The organism is Pseudooceanicola marinus, assembly GCF_002786295.1.
GTDB lineage: Bacteria > Pseudomonadota > Alphaproteobacteria > Rhodobacterales > Rhodobacteraceae > Pseudooceanicola > Pseudooceanicola marinus.
The window spans coordinates 579,939-602,531 of sequence record NZ_PGTC01000009.1; the positions used below are offsets into that span (position 1 = coordinate 579,939).

The window sequence follows — 22,593 nt, forward strand, 5'->3', positions numbered from 1 at the left end:
GGCCCGGAAGACCCCAGAAACGGAGAAGCCGGGTTCTGCCCCGCTGAATGGAGATACCTATGCGCTTTATGGCAAGCTACGATCTTATGGAGACGGTGCGCAATACCCAGCAATGGATGGGCGCCTCGGCGCTTAGTCTCGCCTCCTACCCTGCGTTTTCGCTGGTGCCGAACCCGATGCTGACGATGATGGCGGCCTGGGGCGAGGTCACCGAGCGCAGCTACAAGCGCATGGTGGCCAAGCCCGACTGGGGCATCCATTCGGTGTCCTGCGAGGACGGGCGCGACCATCTGGTGTCGATTGCCAAGGTGGTGGAACGCCCCTTCGGCGACCTGATCCATTTTGAGGTCCAGGGGCGCGAGGAGAAGGCGCGCAAGGTGCTGCTGGTGGCGCCGATGTCCGGTCACTACGCGACCCTCCTGCGGTCGACCGTGGTGTCGCTGCTGCCCGACTGCGAGGTCTATATCACCGACTGGCATAACGCGCGCGACATCCCCGTCAGCGAGGGCAAGTTCGATGTCGAGGACTACACTCTCTACCTTGTCGATTTCATGAAGGAGCTGGGGCCGGAGGTGAACGTGATCGCCGTCTGCCAGCCCGCGCCCCTGACCCTGGCGGCCACCGCCTACCTGGCGGAGATCTTCCCCGAGGCGCAGCCGCGTACCCTGACCCTGATCGGCGGCCCCATCGACCCCGATGCCACCCCCACCGAGGTGACCGATTTCGGCAACCGCGTCAGCATGGGCCAGCTGGAACAGCTGATGATCCAGCGCGTCGGGGCGAAGTACAAGGGCATCGGCCGGCAGGTCTATCCCGGCCTGCTGCAGCTGACCTCCTTCATTTCGATGAACCTGGACACCCATGCCCAGGCCTTCACCGACCAGATCATGCGCGTGGCCCGCGGCGAGTCGGGCGACCATGACCGGCACAACCGGTTCTACGACGAATACCTGGCGGTGATGGACATGACTGCCGAGTTCTACCTCTCGACGGTCGAGCGGATCTTCAAGAACAGCGAGATCGCCAAGAACTGCTTCACCATCAATGGCCACGAGGTCGACATCAGCAAGATCACCGATGTGGCGGTGAAGACCGTGGAAGGGGAGAAGGATGACATTTCCGCCCCCGGCCAATGTGTCGCCGCCCTGGATCTGTGCACCGGGGTCCCCGAGAAGATGAAGTCGAACCACCTGGAGCCCGGCGCTGGCCACTACGGCATCTTCGCCGGCTCCTCCTGGCGCAACAACATCCGCCCCCTGGTGCTGAAATTCATCGACGAGAATGCCGACCGTCCCAAGACCAGCGGCAAGACGAAGCTCGCGGCGGTCTGACCGCCCCGCAGGTAACAGACGGGATGCCGACAGGCCCGCGACCCCAGGTCGCGGGTCGTCCTGTGTGTGGGGGCCGGCGCTTGCCCGTTTTCCGGGCGCCGCTGTCAGATCAGCAGCCCGGCCGCGCCTTCGTGTTTCAGCAACCACACCTTCGTCTCGACCCCGCCGTCGCCGGAGAACCCGCCCAGGCCCGTCGTCGACAGCACCCGGTGGCAGGGGATCAGCAGCGGGATCGGGTTGCCGCCGCAGCCCTGGCCGATGGCCTGCGCCGGACGGCCGAGGGCGCGCGCCAGATCGCCGTAGCTGCGGGTCTCGCCGAAGGGGATCGCGGCGATTGCATCACAGACCGCCTGCTGGAAGGGGCTGGCGTCCACCCGCAGGGGCAGGTCGAACACCTGCCGTTGCCCGGCATAGTAGGCGCGGATTTGTGTCGCGGCCTCCTCCAGCAGCGGGCTGGGAGCCTCCGGGCCCAGCCGATGCCAGGCCGCGCGGGTGATCGCGGTGCCGTCCGAAAGCAGCCAGAACCGGCCTGTGGGCGTTTCGAGAGAGAGGCAATCCATGCCGCCACCCTAGCAGGGCGTGCCGATCGGATCAGCCCGAAACCTGCCCTTTGTGCCGCGGTTGGCAACAGGGCTCTTGCCCAGTATTTGACGAGACTTGTCGGGGAAATCCCCTTGGAACCGGGGGAAACCGGCCAATCATGGGCCAAGCGTAAAGATTTGCCCGGTCAAGTCCTTACCGCCATTAAGCCCCCGGTAAGAGTTATCTGCACATCCTTACTGCTATAGCCGCCCGTGCGGCCCCTGCGTGCCGAGACGGCCCCGTGCCGCCTGACCGGACAGAAGACCGGGCCCGCCAGGGCCACATGCGGCCCCCTGACGGTCCCGGAGACGGGCCGCCGCCCCGAGGAGCCCTGCCGGGCCCCGGACAGTCAGAAAGGAGAGTGTCATGCTGGAGACCCTGACAACGGCGCGCCCTCTCTACGCGCCGGACCCAAGACCGAATGCCCCCGGAAGCGAGAGTGCCGCCCCTGCGCGCGCCGCGCCAACCGAAGAGCAACCGCTGCCCGCGCCATCGGAACTGCTGCGCCTGACGCTGCAATCCCCGCCGCCGCCTGCGGACCCCGTCCGCTCCGGCGTGGCCGATGATGCCAGCCCGCCGCCGCCCGCCAGTGTGGCCGAGCCGGTCTTCCTGGCAGAGGCGGATGTGCCGCCGGGGCTGAACGCCATCAGCCTCTTCCAGGGCATGCTGACCGAGGCCTCCCGCTCCGGCGCCAACGTGCCGGGCACCTCGATGCATATCTACGCCCTGGTGCAGCAGCTTTCGACCCTGGTGGAAAACAAGCTGGAAACCGCGGCCTGAAGGACGTTGACGCTGGCCGGAGCGTGACCCTCGGTCAGAACGGGTAGGGCGGCGTTCGGCGCGCCTGAGGCAGAGTGAAGAGACACGAGGCGTGAAACGACATGGCGCGCGCTGCGGTCGACCGCCCGGATCACCTTCCTCCGGGGCCGCAGTGGCACGGCACCGCCGAACAGGGACGCGCAGATGTGGCGCCCTCCCGCGCCGCTATGGTCCACCATTCCGGCCTTATCCCTCTGCAGGGGCCGGAACGGAAAGACCCCCGCCGGTTGCGGCGGGGGTCTTTGTTTTTCACTCAGATCCGGCGGGGCTGTGCCCCGCAGGCGTCAGTCCAGCGCGCTGTCGCAGCGCCCGCAGACGCCCGGGTGCGCATGGGTGCCCACGTCCGGCAGGATCTTCCAGCAACGCTGACACTTCTCGCCCTCGGCCTTTTCGAAGACCACGGCGATGCCAGAAACCTCGGGCAGGCGGTAGGCCTCCTGTGGGGCGGGATCGGCCGACAGCTGCAGGTCCGAGGTGATGCAGATGTCGGCGAAGTTCACCGACTTCAGCGCCGCCAGCACATCTGCATCCTCGACATGGACGACCGGCGCGGCCTCCAGTGAGGCGCCGATCACCTTGTCAACCCGCTGCACCTCCAGCGCGGCGGTAACGACACGGCGCGCCTGGCGCACGCGGGCCCACTTGGCGGCCAGCGCCGCGTCCTTCCAGGACGCCGGCGTCTCCGGGAAGTCCTGCAGGTGGACGGAGCTGTCCTCGCCGGGGAAGCGTTCCAGCCAGACCTCTTCCATGGTGAAGCACAGCACCGGCGCCAGCCAGGTGGTCAGACGGTGGAACAGGATGTCCAGCACGCTGCGCGTAGCCTTGGCCCGCAGGGTGTCGCCGTCGCAGTAGAGCGCATCCTTGCGGATGTCGAAGTAGAAGGACGACAGCTCTACCGTGGCGAAGTTGAACACCGCCTGGAAGACGCCCTGGAAGTCGAAGGCGCGGTAGCCCTGCTGCACGACCTCGTCCAGCTCTGCCAGGCGATGCAGGACCCAGCGTTCCAGCTCCGGCATGTCAGCGGGGGCCACGCGGTCCTCCTCGCGGAAATCGCCAAGCGAGCCCAGGATGAAGCGCATGGTGTTGCGCAGACGGCGGTAGCTGTCAGCGGTGCCCTTCAGGATCGTGTCCCCGATCCGCTGGTCGGCCATGTAGTCGGTCTGGGCCACCCAGAGGCGCAGGATGTCCGCGCCGTACTGCTTGATGACGTCCTGCGGCGCGATGGTGTTGCCGAGCGACTTGGACATCTTGTTGCCCTTCTCGTCCAGCGTGAACCCATGGGTCACCACGTTGCGGTAGGGCGCGCGACCCAGGGTGCCGCAGGCCTCCAGCAGGGAAGAGTGGAACCAGCCGCGGTGCTGGTCGGTGCCTTCCATGTAGACGTCGGCAATGCCGTCCTCGGTGCCGTCGGGACGATCCCGCAGCACGAAGGCATGGGTGGAGCCACTGTCGAACCACACGTCGAGGATGTCATCGACCTTCTGCCATTCGGCCGGGTCGTAGTCATTGCCCAGGAACCGTTCCTTGGCGCCATCCTTGTACCAGGCATCGGCGCCCTCGGCCTCGAAGGCCTCGATGATGCGGGCGTTGACGGCCGGATCGCGCAGCAGGAAGTCGGGATCCGTCGGCAGGGCGCCCACCTTGGTGAAACAGGTCAGCGGCACACCCCAGGCCCGCTGGCGCGACAGCACCCAGTCGGGACGGCTTTCCATCATCGAATGCAGGCGGTTGCGGCCCGACTGCGGCGTGAACTTCACCAGCTCCTCGATGGATTTCAGCGCGCGTTCGCGGATCGTCTCGCCGTGCTGGTCCTGGCCGTCGTCGACCTTTCGGTCGATCGCGGCGAACCACTGCGAGGTGTTACGGAAGATCACCGGCGCCTTGGAACGCCAGGAATGCGGGTAGCTGTGCTTGATCTTGCCGCGCGCCATCAGCCCACCCACCTCGGCGAGCTTGTCGATGACGGCCTTGTTGGCATCGCCCTCACCGCCCTTGCGGTTCAGGATGTACTTGCCCCCGAAGAAGGGCAGGTCGGCGCGCAAAGCGCCATCGTCCATCACGTTGTAGGTGATGACCTGGTCGAGCATGCCGAGATCACGGTAAAGCTCGTATTCCTCCATCCCGTGCGAGGGGGCGCAGTGGACGAAGCCGGTGCCTTCCTCGTCGGTGACAAAGGGCGCGGCGCGGAAATCGCGCGGCGCGTCCCATTCGCCGTTCGACCCTTCGGTACCCGCCAGCGGGTGCGCCAGCGTCATCGCGGCCAGCTGATTGGCGCTGACGTCGCTGACGCGTTTCCACTGACCGTCTTCCAGGCGCGCCTTGGCGAAGGTCTGGGCGGCCAGCTTGTCTGCCAGGATGTATTTCTCGCCGACCTGCAGCCAGCATTCGTCCGGCGTCCCGGTGACCTCGTAGAGGCCGTAGTCAAAGTCGGCGCCGAAGACGACGGCCTTGTTCGACGGGACGGTCCAGGGCGTCGTGGTCCAGATCACCACATGGGCGCCCAGGAACTTCTCCCGCGCGGCCTGGGCCGCCTCGACGACTGCCTGGCGGGCCTCGGCGCTTTCTTCCTCGTCCGAGCTCTCGCCGGCCCCGGGGGCGAAATCGGCGACCTTGAACTTCACCCAGATGGTGAAGCTTTCCTTGTCATGGTATTCCACTTCGGCCTCGGCCAGGGCGGTCTTTTCCACCGGCGACCACATCACGGGCTTCGAGCCCTGATAGAGCGTGCCGTTCATCAGGAACTTCATGAATTCCTCGGCGATGACGCGCTCGGCGTGGAAGTTCATGGTCAGGTAGGGATCATCCCAGTTGCCGGTGATGCCGAGGCGCTTGAACTCCTCGCGCTGCACGTCCACCCAGCCTTCGGCGAACTTGCGGCATTCCTGGCGGAAGTCGACCACGTCGACCTCATCCTTGTTGCGGCCCTTCTTGCGATACTGCTCCTCGATCTTCCACTCGATCGGCAGGCCGTGGCAGTCCCAGCCGGGCACGTAACGCGCGTCATGACCCATCATCTGGTGCGACCGTACGATCATGTCCTTGATCGTCTTGTTCAGGGCGTGACCGATGTGCAGGTGGCCGTTGGCATAGGGGGGGCCGTCATGCAGGGTGAAGGGTGTCCGCCCCTCCTTCTCGCGCAGGCGGTCGTAGATGCCGATCTTTTCCCAGCGGTCCAGCCAGCCGGGCTCGCGCTTGGGCAGGCCCGCGCGCATGGGGAAATCGGTTTTCGGAAGGTTCAGCGTGTCTTTGTAGTCAGGCGTCTCGGCGCACATGGTCGTGATCCGTTTCAGGAAGTCGCAATGTCTGTGAAAGGTCGGCGCGGTATCCCATACGCCTTGTCCCGGCGGCTCGAGTTCAGAGCGCCGGGCATGTAATTCGAATGATGATGGCGAAGGCTCGGGTCATCATGGGGGATGCATACACGCGGGGCGGGCGGGCGTCCAGAGGATCGGGGGCCTGTGCCTGCGGCAGGTGTCGGATGCCTCCGGCGGGAGTATTTTGGACGACGTGAAGACAGGGGGCTGCCCCCGGGTTGCCCGACTTTCGAGGACGGGGGCGTGGCACGCTCCTCATGGCGAAAGGAGGCCGACTTTCCGGGCACTGTCCCGCCTCTTCACGTCGTCGGAAATACTCCGGGGGGCGCCGAAGGCGGGGGGCGGCGCCCCCTCCGCGCTTTCAGTCCGCGCCACCCTCGGTCTTCTCTGCCTTGGCGAAAAGGCCGGTCAGCGCAGTCTGGATGATCGAGGTAACCCGCGGGCGGCGCCCGTCGGAGAAGGGCATGGGGCGGCAGACTTCCATCGCCGCGAGGCCGACGCGGGCCGTCAGCGCCCCGTTGACCACCCCTTCGCCGAAGCGGCGCGACAGGCGCGCCAGCAGGTTGCCGCCCAGCACGGAGCCCAGCATGTCGTCGCCCATGGCCACGGCGCCGGTGGCCACCAGGTGGGTCATCACCGCGCGCAGCAGGCGCCAGGACCCCAGCGTGCCCGAGCGGCCGCCGTAGATTTCCGCGATGCGGCGGATCATGCGGATATTGGCGCCAAGGGCCGTGGCGACATCCGCCAGGGCCAAGGGCACCAGGGCGGTCACCGTGGCCACCTGCCGCGCGGCGGCTTCCACCTCGGCGCGGGCCGCGCGGTCCAGGGGCGTCAGCAGCTCACCTTCCGCCAGGTCCAGCAGGGAGGCGGCGTCGAACTGGTCGGGCTGGCGTTCGTCGAACCGCTCCACCTGCCAGCGCATCTCGGGCCGGCCCCGGTAGAGTTTCGTCAGCTGCCGTGTGGCCTCACGGGCCTGGGCCAGCTCGTCCGAGGCGCGGGCGTCGGCCATCACCTTGTGCAGCCGGTCCATGCGCGCCAGCCGGGCAAATGCCGTCAGCTCCTTCACCACGATGGCCAGCAGCACCGCCAGGAAGGCGCCGATCAGCACTGTCACCGCCCAGCCCAGCCAGGGGGTGGAGGCAATCAGCGCCGTCACCGCGTTCCAGGCCGCGGTGGAGATCGCCACCGTCAGCAGCGCCCCGGCCAGGGCCCAGAACCAGCGCGCCAGCCGCGAGGGTTTGCGCGCCATCAGCCGCGCGGTCCGCGCCAGCCGGGCATCGGCGGCGGGCAGGGAGGTGTCGGGCACCGGGGGCGCCATGTCGGGGCGGGCGGCGGGGCCGTCGACCTCGATCAGGACGGGACCGGCTTGCTTGCCTGCGGCGGGACGGGCGGTGTCGTCGGAGCGGTCGGTCATGCGGCGGCCTCCTGTCGGGATGTCGGGACGTGGGGGGCGGCGCTCCAGATCATCAGGACCTCGGGGAGGGCCTCGTCATTGCCTTGCCCGTCGCTGTAGCCCATGGTGACGAAGCCTTCGGCGGCGTAGAAACGGCGGGCGGCGTGGTTGTCCTGGGGCGTCCAGATCGACAGCGCCGCCTGGGTGTCCTTGGCGCGGCGCAGAAGCGCCCGGCCGAGCCCTGCGCGCCGGGCGCGGGCATGGACGTAGAGCGCCTGGATCTGCTGGTCACGCTGCGCCAGGAAGGCCGCCGGGCCGCGCCGGTCGCGGACCAGCCAGACCGTGTCGCGGCGCACCAGGCGTGCCAGCAGGCGCAGGTCCGCCAGAGGCGAGCGGGCGCGCGGGTGGCCCGGGGCGCGGGTATGCGACCAGAGCACGCGGGCCAGCCCCGGCACGTCGCGCAGCCGCGCCCGGGTGATGCGCGGCGCGCTCACAGCCGGTCCCCCAGAAGGAACTGTGCTGCGCGGTCCAGCCGGATATGCGGCGGCCCTTCGCCGGGTTTCAGCATCAAGGGCGCGGGCTGGAAGTTCATGATGCGGTAATCGCCGTCCAGCCACTTGTCCCCGGCCTGGAAGCCTCGGGTGATGCGGCTGGGATCCTCGGGCAGTTCGCCGGGATAGAAGGCGGCCTCGCGCCCGTCGGCCAGCCGCCCGCGCACGCAGTCCAGCTGCCGCCCGTCGTGGGTCAAGGTCTCCTCCACCGTGGTCCGCAGCGCGGCGATGGACATGGACGACGTGCTGGCGCCGGCGAAATCGGCGCGCGACACCGCCTTGGCCAGCAGCGCGTCCAGCACGGCCGTCAGGCGCGGGTGCTGGGAATGGTGCAGGTGGTCGGCCTTGGTCGCGGCAAAGAGGATCTTCTCCACCCGCTTGCCAAAGAGGAACTGGGTCAGCCAGGCGTTGCGACCGGGGCGGAAGGCCTGCAGGATCGCCTCCATGCCGCGGCCCAGGTCATCGACGGCCTCGGGCCCCGCATGGATCGCCGAAAGGGCGTCGACCAGCACCACCTGGCGGTCGATGCGGGCGAAATGTTCGGTGAAGAAGGGTTTGACGACGCGGGCCTTGTAGGCCTCGTAGCGGCGCTCCATCTCGCGCCACAGGCCCTTGCGGGCCGGTTTTTCCTCCGGCGGCAGGGGGGCGAAGGTCAGCACCGGAGAACCGGCAAGGTCGCCGGGCAGCAGGAACCGCCCCGGCGTGACATCGGAAATGCCGTGGGTCCGCGCCTCGCCCAGGTAGGCGGTGTAGATCCGCGACAGCTCCTGCGCGGCGGGTTCGTCGAAACTGTCGGTGCCCCGGGCCGCGCGCGCCGCGTCGAGGAAGGACTGCGCATAGGCGCGCCCCTCCATCCGGGCGAGCGTGTCGGCGGACCACTCGGCATAGCTTTTGTCCATCAGCCCGAGGTCCAGCAGCCATTCGCCGGGATAATCCACGATGTCGAGGTGAAAGGTGCGCGGCCCCGTCACCCCGCCCAGAAGGCCCGTGGGCCGCACCCGGAAGGACAGGCGCAGTTCGGAGATCGACCGCGTGCTGTCGGGCCAGTGCGGTTTGGGGCCGGTGAGGGCCGCCAGGTGATCCTCGTACTCGAAGCGGGGCAGGGTGTCGTCGGGCTGGGGCTGCAGGTAGGTGGCCAGGATCCGCCCCTCGGCCTGGGCGGCCAGCCCGGTCATCCGGGCGCGGTTCAGCAGGTTCGCCACCAGCGAGGTGATGAACACCGTCTTGCCGGCTCGCGCCATGCCGGTGATGCCGAGCCGCAGCGAGGGTTCCAGGAAGGTGGCGGAGAAACTGTCGGAGGCGGCCTCCACCTGCCGCGAGATGCCATCCGCCAGCGAGGTGATGCCGAAATGCGTGCCGTATCGGCCGAAGGTGCGGGGTGCCACGGGATCTCCTCTTGCCTGCACAGACAGAGATAGAGGCGGAGGCGCGGGTTTCCAAGCGTTCCGGCGCCCCGGGCCGGCGCCACGGCAGGGGATTGCGGCATGGGGCCCGGATGGGCTAAGCGCCGGGCATGCCGAGATTTGCGCTACAGGTCGAATACCACGGGGGCCCCTTTGCCGGCTGGCAGAGGCAGGCCGACGTGCCCTCGGTGCAGGGCGCCATCGAGGCCGCCCTGGCGAAGCTGGAACCGGGCGAGCATACCATCGCCGCAGCCGGGCGGACCGACGCGGGGGTCCACGCGACGAGGCAGGTGGCCCAGTGCGACCTCACGCGCGACTGGGATCCCTTCCGCCTGAGTGAGGCGCTGAACTATCACCTGAAGCCAGATCCGGTGGCAATCCGCGCCTGTGCGCGGGTGACCGACGACTGGCACGCGCGGTTTTCGGCGCTGGAACGGCGCTACCTGTTCCGGCTGCTGGTACGGCGCGCGCCCGCCACCTTTGAGGCTGGTCTGGTCTGGCAGGTGAAACAGCCGCTGTCGCTGGAGGCGATGCGCGCGGGTGCGGCGCATCTGGTGGGGCACCACGATTTCACCACCTTCCGCAGCTCCATCTGCCAGGCGGCCAGCCCGGTGAAGACCCTGGACGAGATCCGGATCGAGCCGGTCACGGGCCAGTCTGGGCCGGAATTCCACTTCCACCTGCGGGCCCGCAGCTTCCTGCACAACCAGGTCCGGTCCATCGTTGGCACCCTGGAACGGGTGGGCGCCGGCGCCTGGGCGCCCGATCAGGTGAAGACCGCGCTGGAGGCCCGCGACCGGGCCGCCTGTGGCCCGGTCTGCCCGCCGGGCGGGCTCTACCTCGCCGGGGTGGGCTACCCCGAGGATCCCTTCGCCTGAGGGCGGAGGCGCCGCGCGTGGGCCTCGGGCCCACGACGCCCCGCCCTCCGTCCCGCATCCTTGCTCGCTTTCCCGGCGCGGCCTGTCTGGGCCTGCGCTTTGGCCTGTCTCTGCGCGTGCCGCCGCGCTGGCGCGCGTTGACAGCGCCCCCGGTCTGGCCGAACTTTGCCCCGGAACGACCAAAGGACCTGCCATGAGCCTCGACGACAGCGCCGCCCCCGATTTCCCCATCCTGGACCTGGGCGCCTTTGCCGCCGCCGATGCCGCAGGTCGTGCCGCCATCGGCGCCGAGGTGGACCGCACCTGTCGCGAGACCGGCTTTCTGGCCGTCGGCAACCATGGCGTGCCGGAGGAGGTGATCGCGGGGCTCTGGTCCAGGCTGACCACCTTCTTCGATCTGCCGCCGGAGGAGAAGCAGAAGCTGAAGCCGGCCCCGGGTGATCCCTACGGCTACCTCGGCCCGGGATCCGAAGCCCTGGCCAAGTCGCGCGGCGAGGACACGCCCCCCGATCTGAAGGAGAGCTTCAACGGCGGGCCCCAGGCCGTGCCCGAGGGAGAGACGGATCCCCAGGCCTTGGCCTTTTGCTATGCTCCGACGCCCTGGCCTGAGGCGCCCGAGGGATTCCGCGAGGCCTGGACGGCCTACTACGCCGAGATGGAGGCCCTGGCCGCCCGCATCATGGAGGTCTTCGCCGTGGCCCTGGATCTACCGCAGGATCATTTCGCGGATGTCATCGACGCGCCGGTCAGCGGCATGCGGGCGCTGAACTATCCCGCGCAGGAGGTAGCGCCGGAAGAGGGCCAGCTGCGCGCCGGCGCCCATACCGACTACGGCTCGCTGACGATCCTGCTGCCCGAACCCGGGTCCCGCGGGCTGGAGATCCTGACGCCCGAAGGCACCTGGCGGGGCATCCCGCCGGTCGAGGGCGCCTTCGTGATCAACATCGGCGACCTGATGACGCTGTGGACCGGAGGGGAATGGGTGTCGACCCTGCACCGGGTGGTAACCCCGCCCGAGTGGGCGACGCGGCGGCGCATGTCCATCGCCTATTTCCACCAGCCCAACTGGCACGCCGAGATCCGGCCGCTGGCGGGAGAGGGGGAGCCGGTGTTGTCGGGCCCCTACCTGATGGGGAAATTCAACGCGGCCAACAGCTGAACCGGGGCTGGTCCGGCCCGCGCGCGGCGCGGGCCAGAAGCGTCACGACGTCTTCTTTTTCTTGCGGGATTTTGCCTTGGCCTTTTCGAGTCGGGCTTTCTGTACGGCGGCGACCGCCTCGAACTTCGGATCGAAACTCTCGTTCAGGACGCCGTTTCCCGTGGCCAGCTGGTAAAGCGTGTGATGCGGGTTCGGGTTGGCCTCGATGATCTTCGGGCCCGTCTCTCCGATGGCGATGTCCCAGCCGAGGACACCGGATTTCGCGAAAAGGGCGTGGCACCGCGTGGTGACGTCGATCACGGCGTCCCAATGCGGGATGCGAATATCGGTGAATGCCTTGCCGCTGACCGGATGCAGGCTCAGCGCCTCGCGGGCCGGACCCTGGCCGCGGTGGCATTGCAGGACCTGGCCGTTGGCCGGGTCGATCTCCGCGATCATGCTGCCGTCCTGCCAGTAGTTGTCGGACATCGCACTGGGCGAAGGAACCTTCCATAGGGTGTAGAGAACCTCGGGCATCTGATCGCCCATCAGGGTGACGACCCGCATCGAGCCGACCGCGCTGCCTGCCACATCCGACAGGGTGGCGTTTTGCTGCACGGCCGATTGCAGCAGGTAGCTGCCCCGCGCGTCGGCAAACATCTCTTCGGCCACGGCGCGCGCCGGGATCTGCCGGCCATTCATCAGGTGCAGGCTCCCGTCGGCCAGGTCCCGTTCGGAGATCAGGGCCGAACCGACGCTGCGCGAGCCGGAGACAGGCTTGATGAACAGCGGATAGCGGGCCTCGTTCAGCAGGAAGGCCTCGGCGGCCTCCACCGTATCGAGCCGGGGGATGTTCCCGAAGTGGCGCGTCCGCGAGGTGACAGCCTGGGTGTCGGTCGTCGGAAAACCAAGTTGCTTGATCAGGGCCTCGAAGAAGATCTTGTCCTCGACGATTACGTTGGTGCCGATCGCCATGTCTCGCGGGCTCAGTCGCTTGTTCAGGTCCTTGTTCCCCAGCAAGCCGATGAATTGCCGCTTTTCCTCGATGCTTCGCTCGGGGTCGAAGAGCCGGAAGGTGTAATATTCGTGCAGGCCCAAGCGCTGTCGGCCGCGAGAGAACTGGAGCATTTCTCGCGCCTGCCTGAACGGGGAGACGCCGTAGTCACGGGCCACCTTGACGATCAGCTCATGCGAGGGTGGTTTCGGCATGTCCGGTGCGGCCAGGAGGGCTGTCGGCGCCTTTGTACTGCTCATCTTTCGCTGTTCCCCTGTCAATGCCCCTCGGGTGCCGGCCAGGGCCGCGCTTCCGGGGGCTTGATGTCCCGAAGGGAAACTTACCCTGAGATCAGGCAATTGGAACCGTCTGCAGGCCGCTTATGCGAGTGAGGGCGTCAATCGTGCAACAGGCGGGCAGGGGATGGCGCGAGGATCCGGGGTCGGGGAGGCGAAACCCCCGGTGTGATACCAGATCACACCGGGGGCAGACGATCGCGCCATGTCGGCAGATGCCGCTTATTCCGCAGCGTGGGTGACCTCGCCCATGACATCGGCGGCGGCGCCGGTCAGGGCATCGGCGATCATGTCGCATTCCTCCAGCGTGAGGCGGGCGGGCAGGCGGCAGTCGCAGGCGCGCATCAGCATGGCGCGGGTCTGCGGCAGCTCCGGCAGGTCCTGGATGAACTGCCAGTTCCAGAAGGCGCGGGCGTTGTCGGTGGACATGCCGAAGACCTGAACCTTCACCCCGCGCTTGGCGGCGGCATCCTGGAAGGCCTTCGTCTGCGTATCGCTCAGGCCGACGAGGTTGAACTGCAGGCTGTCGGGCGCGCGCTCTTCCGGGGCCAGCTTCTCAGGCACCTCGATCCAGGGGCTGGCGGAGATGGCGGCGGCGGTGTGGTCGTGGTTGCGACGGCCGTCGCGGACCCGGCGGGCCACTTCGGGCAGCTGGCTGCGGGCGATGGTGGCGGACATGTTGCTGAGGCGCAGATTGTAAAGCGGCAGCTTGTTCTGCCAGCGTTCCAGCGCCTCGACCAGGTCGTTGGAGTTCTCGCCGTGGCGCGCCTTGTGCTTCTTCCACATGTGTTCGTAGGCGCCCGACATGATGATGGCGCGGGCCACCAGGTCGGCGTCGTCGGTGATCAGGATCCCGCCCTCGCCGGAGTTCACCAGCTTGTAGCTCTGGAAGGAGAAACAGCCGATGCGGCCGAGGGTGCCGATGTTCTTGCCGTGCCAAGTGGTGCCGAGGGAGTGGGCCGCATCCTCGACCACCGGAATGCCCGCCTCGTCACAGAGCGCCATGATCGCATCCATGTCCGAGGTATGGCCGCGCATGTGGCTGATGATGACCGCCTGGACGGTCGGCAGCAGTTCCTTGAAATGCTCGATGTCGATCCGGTAGTTGGCGCCGACCTCGCAGAGGACCGGCTGACAGTCGGCATGCACGATCGACGACGGCACCGCGGCGAAGGTGAAGCCGGGGATCAGCACGCGGGCGTCGCGCGGCAGGTCCAGCGCCTTCAGCGACAGGAAGAGCGCGGCGGAGCAGGAGGAGACGGCGAGGGCGTATTTCGTGCCCATCATCTCCGCGAAGTCGGTTTCCAGCAGGGTCACCGGGGCATTCTCGGGCGCCGTGTAGCGGAAAAGATCCCCCGTCGCGAGAAGGCGTTCGATTTCGGCGCGGGCCGTTTCGGGGATCGCTTCGGCGTCGTAAACATTCGGCGGCAGAGTCATCTTTTCGGCTTTCCTGAAAGTCATCTTCGGGAAATCTAACGGAAGGATGCCCGGGCGCAAAGTGAAAACTCTGTAACAGGGGCGCGGCGGCAGGCGCCGGGGGGCAGCGACGGACGGACATCTCGGTGCTCCTCGCGGGGGCCGACAATCGCGTGATCGGCCGGAACCTGCCGCGACGGGAGCGGATTTCTGCGGAACCGGAGGGGCCTGCGCACGTTGGGTTAAGCGGGAGGACTGTACCGCCCAGGCGGTCGACCTCCGGAAAAAAACTGTAATTCAGACAGATGAGGCTCAATTGTCGCGTTCCAACACATCTTACAGATTGGGCGCGGTCCTGATGCTGGCCGGCGGTCTCGCCGGGGGCATCATCTCCGCCTATGCCTATTTCACGCCACTGACAGGGGTTTCGGGCACGCCCGGCGCGCTGCTGGTCATCCTGTCCTCGGTCCTCATTTTTCTTGCCTCGCTGATTGTCGCGCTGGTTGGCAGTCGCGCCTGGCGCAACGTGCTGCGGGTTCTGCTGGTGCTGGGTATCGTTCTGACCGGCATCGCGGGGCTGTTCCTGCTGCAGCCGATGCTGACGGCGGCCATGGCCGTGGCGCTGGTCGGCTGGATCATCGACTGCGCGCAGCCCGCCAGGGCCGCCCGCGCCCGGGAAGGAGCCATCGCATGACCCGTCTGACCCGATCCACCCTGATGCTCTGCACCGCGCTGATCGCGCCCGCGCCCCTGCTGGCGCAGACCGAGGCAGAGCCCGAGACGCCGCAGCCCGAAGTGACCGAACCGGCGGTCACGCCCGAAGCTGTCGCCCCGGAGAGCGAGGCGCCGGCAGACACCGCGACCGAGGACGCCGGTGCAGAGGAGGCTGACGAGGCCCCCGAGGATGCCCAGCCCGAAGCGATCGAGACCGAGGATCTGGCGCCCGAGACCCTGACGCCCGATAACCTGACGGAAGAGGACGCCGAGGCCCCGACCGCCGAAGAGGCGACGGATGACGCGGAGGCGGACACCGCCGAGACCGAAGCGGAAGAAACTGCGGAGGCCGAACCGGCCGCCGACCCGATCCCGCTGGTGCCGGAAACCGCCACCTGGGACAGCTTCCACGGCCAGCTGAACGCGCAGAAATACGCGCCGCTGGACCAGATCACGCCGGAGAACGTGGGCGATCTGGAAAAGGTGTGGGAAGTGCACACGGGCGACATGTCCGACGGCACTGGCGATCTCGCCTCGACCGTCTGGTCGGCCACCCCGGTCTTTGCCAATGACACGCTGTACCTCGGCACGCCCTTCTACCGCGTGCTGGCCCTCGACCCGGCCACGGGCGAGGAAAAGTGGAGCTTCGACACCAAGTCGCGGCTGGAGCCGCTGACTCAACCCGCGCTGAAGAACCGGGGCGTCGCCTATTGGGAAGCCGACAACCCTGTCGAGGGCGAGGCTTGTCAGAAGATCATCTACCTCGGCACCATGGATGCGCGCCTGTTTGCGCTGGATGCCGACAGTGGCGAGCTTTGCTCTGATTTCGGCGAGGAGGGCGTGCTGGACGTGAACGTCTGGAATGACGTGAACGACCACTTCCCCCTGTCGCTGCTGCAGCCGCCGACGGTCGTGGGCAACCACGTCATCATGGGCTGGGCCGGCTCTGACTGGGACTGGGCCGAAGCCCCGCCGGGTGCCATCTTCTCCATCGATCCGCAGACGGCGGAGCTTCAGTGGTCCTTCGAGACCCTGCCGGAGGACATCCGCGAACAGACCGGCACCGCCAACGTCTGGACCGCCATGTCGGTGGACGAGGAATTGGGGCTGATCTACCTGCCCGTCGCCTCGCCCTCGCCGAATTACTGGGGCGGCAACCGGACGGAGGAGATCCCCTATGCCACCTCGACCACGGCCGTGGACATCGAGACCGGCGAAGCGGCATGGTCGCGCCAGTGGGTGCACCATGACATCTGGGACTACGACATCAACTCCGCGCCGACGCTGACCGACATCACCGTCGACGGCGAGGAGATCCCGGCGCTGATCCAGGCCACCAAGATGGGCTATCTCTTCGTGGTGAACCGCGAAACCGGCGAGGATGTCTGGCCGATCGAGGAACGCCCCGTGCCGGGCGGTGACGGCACCGTCGACGGCGAGGTCTACGCGGAAACGCAGCCCTTCCCGACCAAGCCCGCGCCGCTTCTGGACCAGTCGGAGAAGCCCGAGGTCTGGCCGATTGCCGACCTGATCAGCGGTGGCCAGTGTTCCGATCTCTGGGACGACCTGTGGTACGAAGGCATGTACACGCCGCCCACGACCAAGGGCCAGGGCGTCTTCACCTATCCCGACAGCGCCGGTGGCGTGCAATGGGGAGGCGTCGCCTTTGATCCCGAAAGCCAGACGGCGATCGTGAACTTCAGCCACATCGTGCAGTACATCCAGCTCTATGAGCGGGAGGACTACGAGGCCCAGACCGAAGGCGCATCCAACGGCGAGGGCGGCTTCCATCCCCAGACCGGCGCGCCCTACGGCATGTCGCTGAAGACCGCGCTGAACTGGGCCGGCATGCCCTGCTGGAAACCGCCCTATGGCGAGCTGGCGGCGATCGACATGACCACCGGCGACATCAAGTGGCGTCGCCCGCTGGGTCATTCGCAGCGCTACGGCTTCTACATGCCCGAAAGCATGGGTTCGCCCACCATCGGCGGCCCGGCGGTGACGGCCGGTGGCCTGATCTTCATCGGCGCCACGATGGACGCCAAGGTGCGCGCCTTCGATCTGGAGACCGGCGAGGAGCTTTGGGAAGACAACGTGCAGGCGCCCGCGGTCGCCAACCCGGCAGTCTATGAATACGAAGGTCGGCAATACGTGGCCTTCGTCGCCGGGGGCAACACGATCCTGAAGCAGCAGGTGGGCGACCAAGTGGCCGTCTACGCTCTGCCGGAAGACTGATGAACCTGACGGGCGGGGCCCCTTGCTCCGCCCGCGCAAATGCGAAAGGCGCCTGCAACCGCAGGCGCCTTTTTGCGTTCCGGATCCGCTTGTCTGACGCTGGTCAGACGTTCAGCAGCAGGTGTTCCCGTTCCCAGGGCGAGATCACGTTGAGGAATTCCTCGTACTCGGTGCGTTTCACGATGGAATAGACGCGCAGGAACTCCGGTCCCAGCACCTCGGCCAGGGCGGTGGCCTCATCCATCGTGTCCAGCGCCTCGCCCAGGGTGCGGGGGAAATCGCCCTCGCCCTCGTAGGCATCGCCGCGGAACTGCTTCTCGGCCCGTTCCTCGTTCATCAGACCCAGATAGCCCGCGGCCAGCGAGGCGGCGATGCCGAGGTAGGGGTTGCAGTCCATGCCGGCGACGCGGTTTTCCACCCGCCGCGCATCGGGGCCGGAGATCGGCACGCGGATGCCCGTGGTGCGGTTGTCGCGGCCCCATTCCAGGTTGATCGGCGCGGCGTGGTCCTTCACGTAGCGGCGGTAGCTGTTCACGTAGGGGGCCAGCAGGGGGATACATTCCGGCAGGTGCTTCTGCAGGCCGCCGATGAAGGTGTAGAAGGCGTCTGTCTCGCCGCCCTGGGGGCCGGTGAAGATGTTCTTGCCGGTCTCCATGTCGAGGACGGAATGGTGGATGTGCATGGCCGAGCCGGGCTCGTCCATGATCGGTTTGGCCATGAAGGTGGCGAAGCAGTCGTGGCGCAGGGCCGCCTCGCGGATCAGCCGCTTGAAGAAGAAGACCTCGTCGGCCAGCTTCACCGGGTCGCCGTGGCGCAGGTTGATCTCCAGCTGGCCGGCGCCGCCTTCCTGGGTGATGCCGTCGATCTCGAACCCCTGCGCCTCGGCGAAGTCGTAGATGTCGTCGATCACCGGGCCGAATTCATCCACGGCTGTCATCGAATAGGCCTGGCGCGCGGCGGCTGGACGGCCCGAGCGGCCCATCATCGGCTCGATCGGTTTCACCGGGTCTAGGTTGCGGGCGACGATGTAGAATTCCATCTCGGGCGCGACGACCGGCTTCCACCCCTGCGCCTCGTAGAGGGCGACCACCCGTTTCAGCACGTTGCGGGGGCTGTAGGGGATCGGTTTGCCCTTGCGGTCATAGGCGTCGTGGATCACCTGCAACGTCCAGTCGCCGGTCCAGGGGGCGGCGGTGGTGGTCGACAGGTCAGGCTCCAGGATCATGTCGGGCTCGATGAAGCCCTCGTCGCCGGCGGCATCGGACCAGTCGCCGGTGATAGTCTGGAAGAAGATCGAGTTGGGCAGGTGAAAGTTCTTCTGCCGGGCGAATTTCGACGCGGGCACCGCCTTGCCGCGGGCAATGCCGGGCACGTCGGCGATGATGCATTCGACCTCGTCCAGGCGGCGCCCGACCAGGTACTGCTGGGCGGCCTCGGGGATGTCCTGCGTCCAGTCCTTGCTCTTGTCGGGGCTCACAACGGGGTTCCTTTCAGGACGGCGGCGATACGCTCTGCTTCGTCGGATGCCGTGGTTTGGGTGTCGAGCGCCTTGGTCGCGGCCTCGATCAACTCGGGCGGGACGACGCCGGGCGCGCGTTCGCGCAGCAGCATGTCGATGGCGTCGGCGCCGTATTCCGGGTGCGGCTGCACGGTGTAGACATGGGGGCCGTAGGACAGCGCCGCATAGGGGCAGAAGGGCGAGGCGGCCAGTACCTTGGCATCGGGGGGCAGCACCGTCACCTGGTCCTGGTGCCAGGCGTTCAGCACCTTCTCCCCCTCGGGCCCGGTGTAGCGCGTGGCGCCCACCGACCAGCCGCCGGAGAATTTCTCCACCCGGCCGCCCAGTGCCTGGGCGATGATCTGATGGCCGAAGCAGATGCCGACCAGCGGCACGCCGGCGGCGTAGATGCGGCGGATCAGGTCCTCCAGCGGGGGGATCCAGTCGTGATCCTCGTAGGCGCCGAATTTCGACCCGGTGATCAGCCAGGCGTCGCAATCGCGGCTGCTGTCGGGGAAAACGCCGTCACAGACGGGATAGATCTGGTAGGTGAAGTCGTGCCCCGCCAGGAGCCGCTCGAAGAAGACGGGCGTGTCGCCCAGGGTTTCAAGCATGTTGTCCGGCGCGTGGCCGGTCTGCAGAATGCCGATTTTCATGGAACACCGTTATATTGCACCGCGAAGGTAGTAGAGCGCGCGAAGGGCGGCAAGGGCCGATGCGGCGGCGCGTTGGCGCGCCTGCGGCCCGGGCCTGCCGCTCCGGCTCAGACGGTTTCGAGGTAGACCAGCCAGTGTTCCTCGGGCGGGATCTCCGCCAGGCGGCGGATCTCCTGCCGCTTGGTCATGGCGAAGTTGCGGATCAGCTCGGGCGTGAAGATGCGGGCCATCAGGGGATCCGTCTCGAAGCGTTCCAGCGCGCTTTCCCAGTCGGGCATCAGGCCCGGCAGCTTCAGATCGTAGGCATTGCCGGTGATCGGCGCGGGCGGGTCCATCTCGTCCTCGATCCCCGCCAGGGCGGAGCCGAGGATGGCGGCCAGCACCAGGTAGGGGTTGATGTCACCGCAGGCCACCCGGTGTTCGATCCGCCGCGCCTTCGCGGGGCCAGACGGGATGCGGATGGCTGCCGTGCGGTTCTCGTAGGCCCAGCACCCGCCGGTGGGCGCATGCGATCCGGGCGTGAACCGGTCGTAGGAGGTGCCATGCGGCGCCCAGATCAGTGTGCCCGGCGCCAGCCCGGCCAGGCAGCCCGCCACGGCGTTCTTCAGCAGCGGCGTGCCTTCGGGGCCGCCGTTGTCGAAGATGTTGTTGCCGTCCTCGTCCAGCACGGAGAAATGCACGTGCATCCCATTGCCCGCATCGTTGGCAAAGGGTTTCGCCATGAAGGTCGCGGCCATGTCATGCCGCCGCGCCATGCCGCGCACCATGGCCTTGAACAGCCAGGCGTCATCCGCTGCCGCCATGGCGTCGCGGTGATCGAGGTTGATCTCGAACTGGCCCAGGCCGGCCTCGGAACTGGCCGAATCCGCCGGGATCTCCATCGCGTCGCAGGCGTCGTAGAGATCGGTCAGGAAATTGTCGAAGGCGTCCAGCTGACGGATCGACAGGATGGCATTGCCGAAGACGGGCCGACCGGAGATCGGGTTCTGCGGGGCGGCCAGCTGGTGGCCCGTATCGTCGACGAGATAGAATTCCATCTCCACCGCGGCCTGCACGGTCCAGCCGCGTTCCTTGTAGCGGTCCAGCACCCGGCGCAGCGCGTGGCGCGGATCCCCCGCGAAGGGGCTGCCGTCGTCGTGGAACATCCACATCGGCACCAGTGCCGAGGGGCTGTCGAGCCAGGGCATGGGGACGGGCCCGTGTTCGGTGGGTTTCAGCACCCCGTCCTCGTCGCCGCTGGCGAAGACCAGGGGGCTGTCGTCGATATCCGCGCCCCAGACATCCACGTTCAGCACCGACAGCGGCATGCGGGTGCCTTCGGTGCCCAGCTTGTCGAAGGTGGCCAGGGGCACGCGTTTGCCGCGCATCTGGCCGTTCAGGTCGGCGGCCGCCACCCGGAAGGTGCGGTATTGGTCGAAATGCATCGAAACCTCTCGGGCCGGTCATCGGCCGCATTCTAATATGATCAAATCCCAGCCATCATGCCCCAACCCGTTCCGGCGGTGAAGCAAAAAGGTGATCAAATCGGAGGGGCCGAGGGGCTGTGCTGCAGGGCAGGCGCCCTCAGCGCACCACCTGGGGCCGGATCTTCAGCCGGGGCTTGCGGTTCGAGGGCAGGTGCCGGGTCAGCCGGCGGTAGGCCACGCCGTAGACCAGCACCACGGTCAGGGTCAGGGCGATGAAATACATCGCCAGGATCGGGTAGGGGATGAAGGGGTTGAAGGTCTTCGAGGCGAAGTAGTCGGCGTAGTAGAGCGCATCGCCCTTCTGCTGCCGCGCCGGGAAGGAGCTGAAGTAGACCAGCGTGGTGGCGTGAAAGAGGAAGATGGCTTCGTTCGTGTAGGCCGGCCAGCCCAGGCGCAGCATGGTGGGGAAGGTGATGCGGCGGAACTTCTGCCAGCCGGAGAAGCCATAGGCATCCGCCGCCTCCAGGTCGCCCTTGGGCACTGAGCGCAGGGCGCCCAGGAAGATCTCGCCCGTATAGGCGGTGGTGTTGAGGAACAGCGTGATCAGCGCCCCGCCCCAGGCCCGCGTCAGCCAGGAGGTATCGGCGGTGAATTCGACGAAGCCGAGGTTGATCGGCACCCCTTCACGCGGCAGCTGGGTGAACAGCGCGTAGAAGAGGAAGAACTGGATGAACAGTGGCGAGCCGCGGAAGACGAAGACGAACCAGTCGGCGGGCTTGCGGATCCACCAGGCTTCGGAATGGCGCATCAGGGCCACGCCGATGGAAGCCCAGAACCCCAGCAAAAGGGCGCCCAGACCGAAGTAGAGGTTCCAGATCATGCCCGAGCCGATCAACACGAACTGATCGCACAGGGTGAAATCGGACCGCGGCAGCAGACGTTCGCCCAGCCCGATGGACCGCAACCCGTAGGCCTGGATCGTGTCGATGCAGGACATCATGCCGTGGCCCCCTTGCTGCCGCCGGCGCCCGGTCCGCCCTTGCCGCCACGCGCCTGGCGCATGCCCGAGGCCGTCGCTTGACCGCGCGCGAAGCGGCGTTCGAGGCGGGCGAAGGCCAGCTCGGACAGCTTGGTCATCAGAAGGTAGAAGACCAGCAGGGCGGTGAAATACCACAGCCGCCAGTCAGGGTGCGGATAGGAATAGGCCGAGGTCTTGGAGCCGCCCAGCTCTCGCGCCCAGTAGACGATATCCTCCACGCCCAGCAGGAACAGCAGCGGCGTGGCCTTGATCAGGATCATCCACAGGTTTGACAGGCCGGGCAGGGCATAGGCCCACATCTGCGGCACCAGGATGCGGCGGGTCACCTGGCCGCGGGTCATGCCGTAGGCCTCCGCAGTTTCCAGCTGGGCGCGCGGCACGGCGTTCATCGCCCCCGACAGCACATGCGAGGCGAAGGCCCCGAAGACGAAGGCGAAGGCGACGATGGCGAGGGTGATGCCGTAAAGTTCGTGCCAGATCTGCGGTGCCGACCCCAGGGGCAGCTTGGCCGCCGCGCAGACGACGAAATCATTGCCCTGGCGGATCGGTTCATCCCAGTCGGGGCATTTCACCTCGTGCCGCAGCCATTCCAGCAGCTGGTCCAGGGCCAGCGGGACGAAAAGGAAAAACGCGATATCGGGCACGCCGCGCACGATCGAGGAATAGCCCAGCCCCAGCCAGCGCAGCGGCGCGACGTGCGAGCGGGTCGCCAGGGCGCCCAGGAAGCCCACGAACAGGGCGATCGGCGCCGTCACCAGCAGCAGGGCGATCACCACCCCGAAGGACTGGTAGAACATCATGTGCTTGGGCGTGGTCAGGTAGCAGGCCAGCCAGCGGCTGCCCTCCAGGAGGTCCGGATCTGTGCAGAAGTCGAACACGGGTGGCGATCATCCCTTGCGTCGGCGGGGGCAAACGGCTGGCCGGGCCGGC

Annotated in this window: 18 protein-coding genes; 6 read left to right on the forward strand and 12 right to left on the reverse strand. The window is 67.4% G+C overall.

Going from position 1 to position 22,593, the window contains the following annotated elements; translation table 11 throughout:
* Positions 1-59: 59 nt before the first annotated feature.
* Entirely contained in the window at positions 60-1,331 is a 1,272-nt protein-coding gene (phaZ, locus tag CVM50_RS03850; RefSeq protein WP_085886031.1) for a polyhydroxyalkanoate depolymerase, read from the forward strand.
* Between the two features lie 104 nt (positions 1,332-1,435).
* Here phaZ and CVM50_RS03855 read toward each other — a convergent pair whose 3' ends face one another.
* Positions 1,436-1,891: a methylated-DNA--[protein]-cysteine S-methyltransferase gene (locus CVM50_RS03855; protein WP_085886030.1), complete on the reverse strand. Its 456-nt coding sequence runs from the start codon at positions 1,889-1,891 to the stop codon at positions 1,436-1,438.
* A gap of 388 nt (positions 1,892-2,279) precedes the next feature.
* Between CVM50_RS03855 and CVM50_RS03860 the strand changes: the two genes are divergently transcribed.
* Positions 2,280-2,693 (forward strand): hypothetical protein, encoded by a 414-nt coding sequence (locus CVM50_RS03860; RefSeq protein WP_085886029.1) that lies wholly within the window; start codon positions 2,280-2,282, stop codon positions 2,691-2,693.
* Positions 2,694-3,016: 323 nt separating this feature from the next.
* Here CVM50_RS03860 and ileS read toward each other — a convergent pair whose 3' ends face one another.
* The 4 genes from ileS to CVM50_RS03880 form a co-directional block, all read right to left on the reverse strand.
* Positions 3,017-6,004, reverse strand: coding sequence for an isoleucine--tRNA ligase (gene ileS / locus CVM50_RS03865; protein ID WP_085886028.1), 2,988 nt, complete (start codon positions 6,002-6,004; stop codon positions 3,017-3,019).
* Positions 6,005-6,407: 403 nt separating this feature from the next.
* Positions 6,408-7,460 (reverse strand): YcjF family protein, encoded by a 1,053-nt coding sequence (locus CVM50_RS03870; RefSeq protein ID WP_085886027.1) that lies wholly within the window; start codon positions 7,458-7,460, stop codon positions 6,408-6,410.
* Positions 7,457-7,933 carry a GNAT family N-acetyltransferase gene (locus CVM50_RS03875; RefSeq protein WP_085886026.1) on the reverse strand — a complete coding sequence of 159 codons (477 nt, stop codon included), beginning with the start codon at positions 7,931-7,933 and terminating at the stop codon, positions 7,457-7,459. Before CVM50_RS03875 ends, CVM50_RS03870 begins: the two co-directional genes overlap by 4 nt.
* A complete protein-coding gene (locus tag CVM50_RS03880; protein ID WP_198431845.1) occupies positions 7,930-9,375 on the reverse strand; it encodes a YcjX family GTP-binding protein in 1,446 nt (481 codons plus the stop codon). The genes CVM50_RS03875 and CVM50_RS03880 overlap by 4 nt, the downstream gene beginning before the upstream one ends.
* 128 nt (positions 9,376-9,503) lie before the next feature.
* Here CVM50_RS03880 and truA point away from each other — a divergent pair, with 128 nt between their 5' ends.
* On the forward strand, positions 9,504-10,271 hold the full coding sequence (truA, locus tag CVM50_RS03885) for a tRNA pseudouridine(38-40) synthase TruA (protein WP_085886025.1): 768 nt from the start codon (positions 9,504-9,506) through the stop codon (positions 10,269-10,271).
* A 193-nt stretch (positions 10,272-10,464) separates the two neighbouring features.
* A complete protein-coding gene (locus CVM50_RS03890) occupies positions 10,465-11,430 on the forward strand; it encodes an isopenicillin N synthase family dioxygenase (protein WP_085886024.1) in 966 nt (321 codons plus the stop codon).
* 42 nt (positions 11,431-11,472) lie between these two features.
* Here the strand turns inward: CVM50_RS03890 and CVM50_RS03895 are convergent, their stop codons facing one another.
* Together CVM50_RS03895 and CVM50_RS03900 are read right to left on the reverse strand one after the other, a co-directional pair.
* Positions 11,473-12,663 (reverse strand): sugar-transfer associated ATP-grasp domain-containing protein, encoded by a 1,191-nt coding sequence (locus CVM50_RS03895; protein WP_085886023.1) that lies wholly within the window; start codon positions 12,661-12,663, stop codon positions 11,473-11,475.
* Between the two features lie 258 nt (positions 12,664-12,921).
* Positions 12,922-14,136, reverse strand: coding sequence for a DegT/DnrJ/EryC1/StrS family aminotransferase (locus CVM50_RS03900; protein ID WP_085886022.1), 1,215 nt, complete (start codon positions 14,134-14,136; stop codon positions 12,922-12,924).
* 295 nt (positions 14,137-14,431) lie between these two features.
* Here CVM50_RS03900 and CVM50_RS03905 point away from each other — a divergent pair, with 295 nt between their 5' ends.
* Both CVM50_RS03905 and CVM50_RS03910 read left to right on the forward strand, forming a co-directional pair.
* Complete coding sequence (locus tag CVM50_RS03905) at positions 14,432-14,809, forward strand: hypothetical protein (protein ID WP_157792124.1); 378 nt, start codon at positions 14,432-14,434, stop codon at positions 14,807-14,809.
* Positions 14,806-17,064: a pyrroloquinoline quinone-dependent dehydrogenase gene (locus tag CVM50_RS03910; RefSeq protein ID WP_085886020.1), complete on the forward strand. Its 2,259-nt coding sequence runs from the start codon at positions 14,806-14,808 to the stop codon at positions 17,062-17,064. Before CVM50_RS03905 ends, CVM50_RS03910 begins: the two co-directional genes overlap by 4 nt.
* A 103-nt stretch (positions 17,065-17,167) precedes the next feature.
* Here CVM50_RS03910 and CVM50_RS03915 read toward each other — a convergent pair whose 3' ends face one another.
* The 5 genes from CVM50_RS03915 to CVM50_RS03935 all read right to left on the reverse strand — a co-directional run bounded on the left by CVM50_RS03915 (position 17,168) and on the right by CVM50_RS03935 (position 22,541).
* Positions 17,168-18,541, reverse strand: coding sequence for a glutamine synthetase family protein (locus tag CVM50_RS03915; protein ID WP_085886019.1), 1,374 nt, complete (start codon positions 18,539-18,541; stop codon positions 17,168-17,170).
* Positions 18,538-19,218 (reverse strand): type 1 glutamine amidotransferase, encoded by a 681-nt coding sequence (locus CVM50_RS03920; RefSeq protein ID WP_085886018.1) that lies wholly within the window; start codon positions 19,216-19,218, stop codon positions 18,538-18,540. The genes CVM50_RS03915 and CVM50_RS03920 overlap by 4 nt, the downstream gene beginning before the upstream one ends.
* Before the next feature lie 107 nt (positions 19,219-19,325).
* Complete coding sequence (locus CVM50_RS03925) at positions 19,326-20,642, reverse strand: glutamine synthetase family protein (RefSeq protein WP_085886017.1); 1,317 nt, start codon at positions 20,640-20,642, stop codon at positions 19,326-19,328.
* 139 nt (positions 20,643-20,781) lie between these two features.
* Positions 20,782-21,621 carry an ABC transporter permease gene (locus CVM50_RS03930; RefSeq protein WP_085886607.1) on the reverse strand — a complete coding sequence of 280 codons (840 nt, stop codon included), beginning with the start codon at positions 21,619-21,621 and terminating at the stop codon, positions 20,782-20,784.
* Entirely contained in the window at positions 21,621-22,541 is a 921-nt protein-coding gene (locus CVM50_RS03935) for an ABC transporter permease (RefSeq protein WP_085886016.1), read from the reverse strand. Before CVM50_RS03935 ends, CVM50_RS03930 begins: the two co-directional genes overlap by 1 nt.
* Between the last annotated feature and the right edge of the window lie 52 nt (positions 22,542-22,593).

Excerpts from the sequence above, each read along its gene's own strand:
- CVM50_RS03910 (WP_085886020.1), top strand. The coding sequence starts at position 14,806 with ATGACCCGTCTGACCCGATCCACCCTGATGCTCTGCACCGCGCTGATC.
- CVM50_RS03930 (WP_085886607.1), bottom strand. The coding sequence starts at position 21,621 with ATGTCCTGCATCGACACGATCCAGGCCTACGGGTTGCGGTCCATCGGG.
- CVM50_RS03890 (WP_085886024.1), top strand. The coding sequence starts at position 10,465 with ATGAGCCTCGACGACAGCGCCGCCCCCGATTTCCCCATCCTGGACCTG.
- ileS (WP_085886028.1), bottom strand. The coding sequence starts at position 6,004 with ATGTGCGCCGAGACGCCTGACTACAAAGACACGCTGAACCTTCCGAAA.
- truA (WP_085886025.1), top strand. The coding sequence starts at position 9,504 with ATGCCGAGATTTGCGCTACAGGTCGAATACCACGGGGGCCCCTTTGCC.
- CVM50_RS03860 (WP_085886029.1), top strand. The coding sequence starts at position 2,280 with ATGCTGGAGACCCTGACAACGGCGCGCCCTCTCTACGCGCCGGACCCA.
- phaZ (WP_085886031.1), top strand. The coding sequence starts at position 60 with ATGCGCTTTATGGCAAGCTACGATCTTATGGAGACGGTGCGCAATACC.
- CVM50_RS03925 (WP_085886017.1), bottom strand. The coding sequence starts at position 20,642 with ATGCATTTCGACCAATACCGCACCTTCCGGGTGGCGGCCGCCGACCTG.
- CVM50_RS03895 (WP_085886023.1), bottom strand. The coding sequence starts at position 12,663 with ATGAGCAGTACAAAGGCGCCGACAGCCCTCCTGGCCGCACCGGACATG.
- CVM50_RS03920 (WP_085886018.1), bottom strand. The coding sequence starts at position 19,218 with ATGAAAATCGGCATTCTGCAGACCGGCCACGCGCCGGACAACATGCTT.
- CVM50_RS03870 (WP_085886027.1), bottom strand. The coding sequence starts at position 7,460 with ATGACCGACCGCTCCGACGACACCGCCCGTCCCGCCGCAGGCAAGCAA.
- CVM50_RS03855 (WP_085886030.1), bottom strand. The coding sequence starts at position 1,891 with ATGGATTGCCTCTCTCTCGAAACGCCCACAGGCCGGTTCTGGCTGCTT.
- CVM50_RS03900 (WP_085886022.1), bottom strand. The coding sequence starts at position 14,136 with ATGACTCTGCCGCCGAATGTTTACGACGCCGAAGCGATCCCCGAAACG.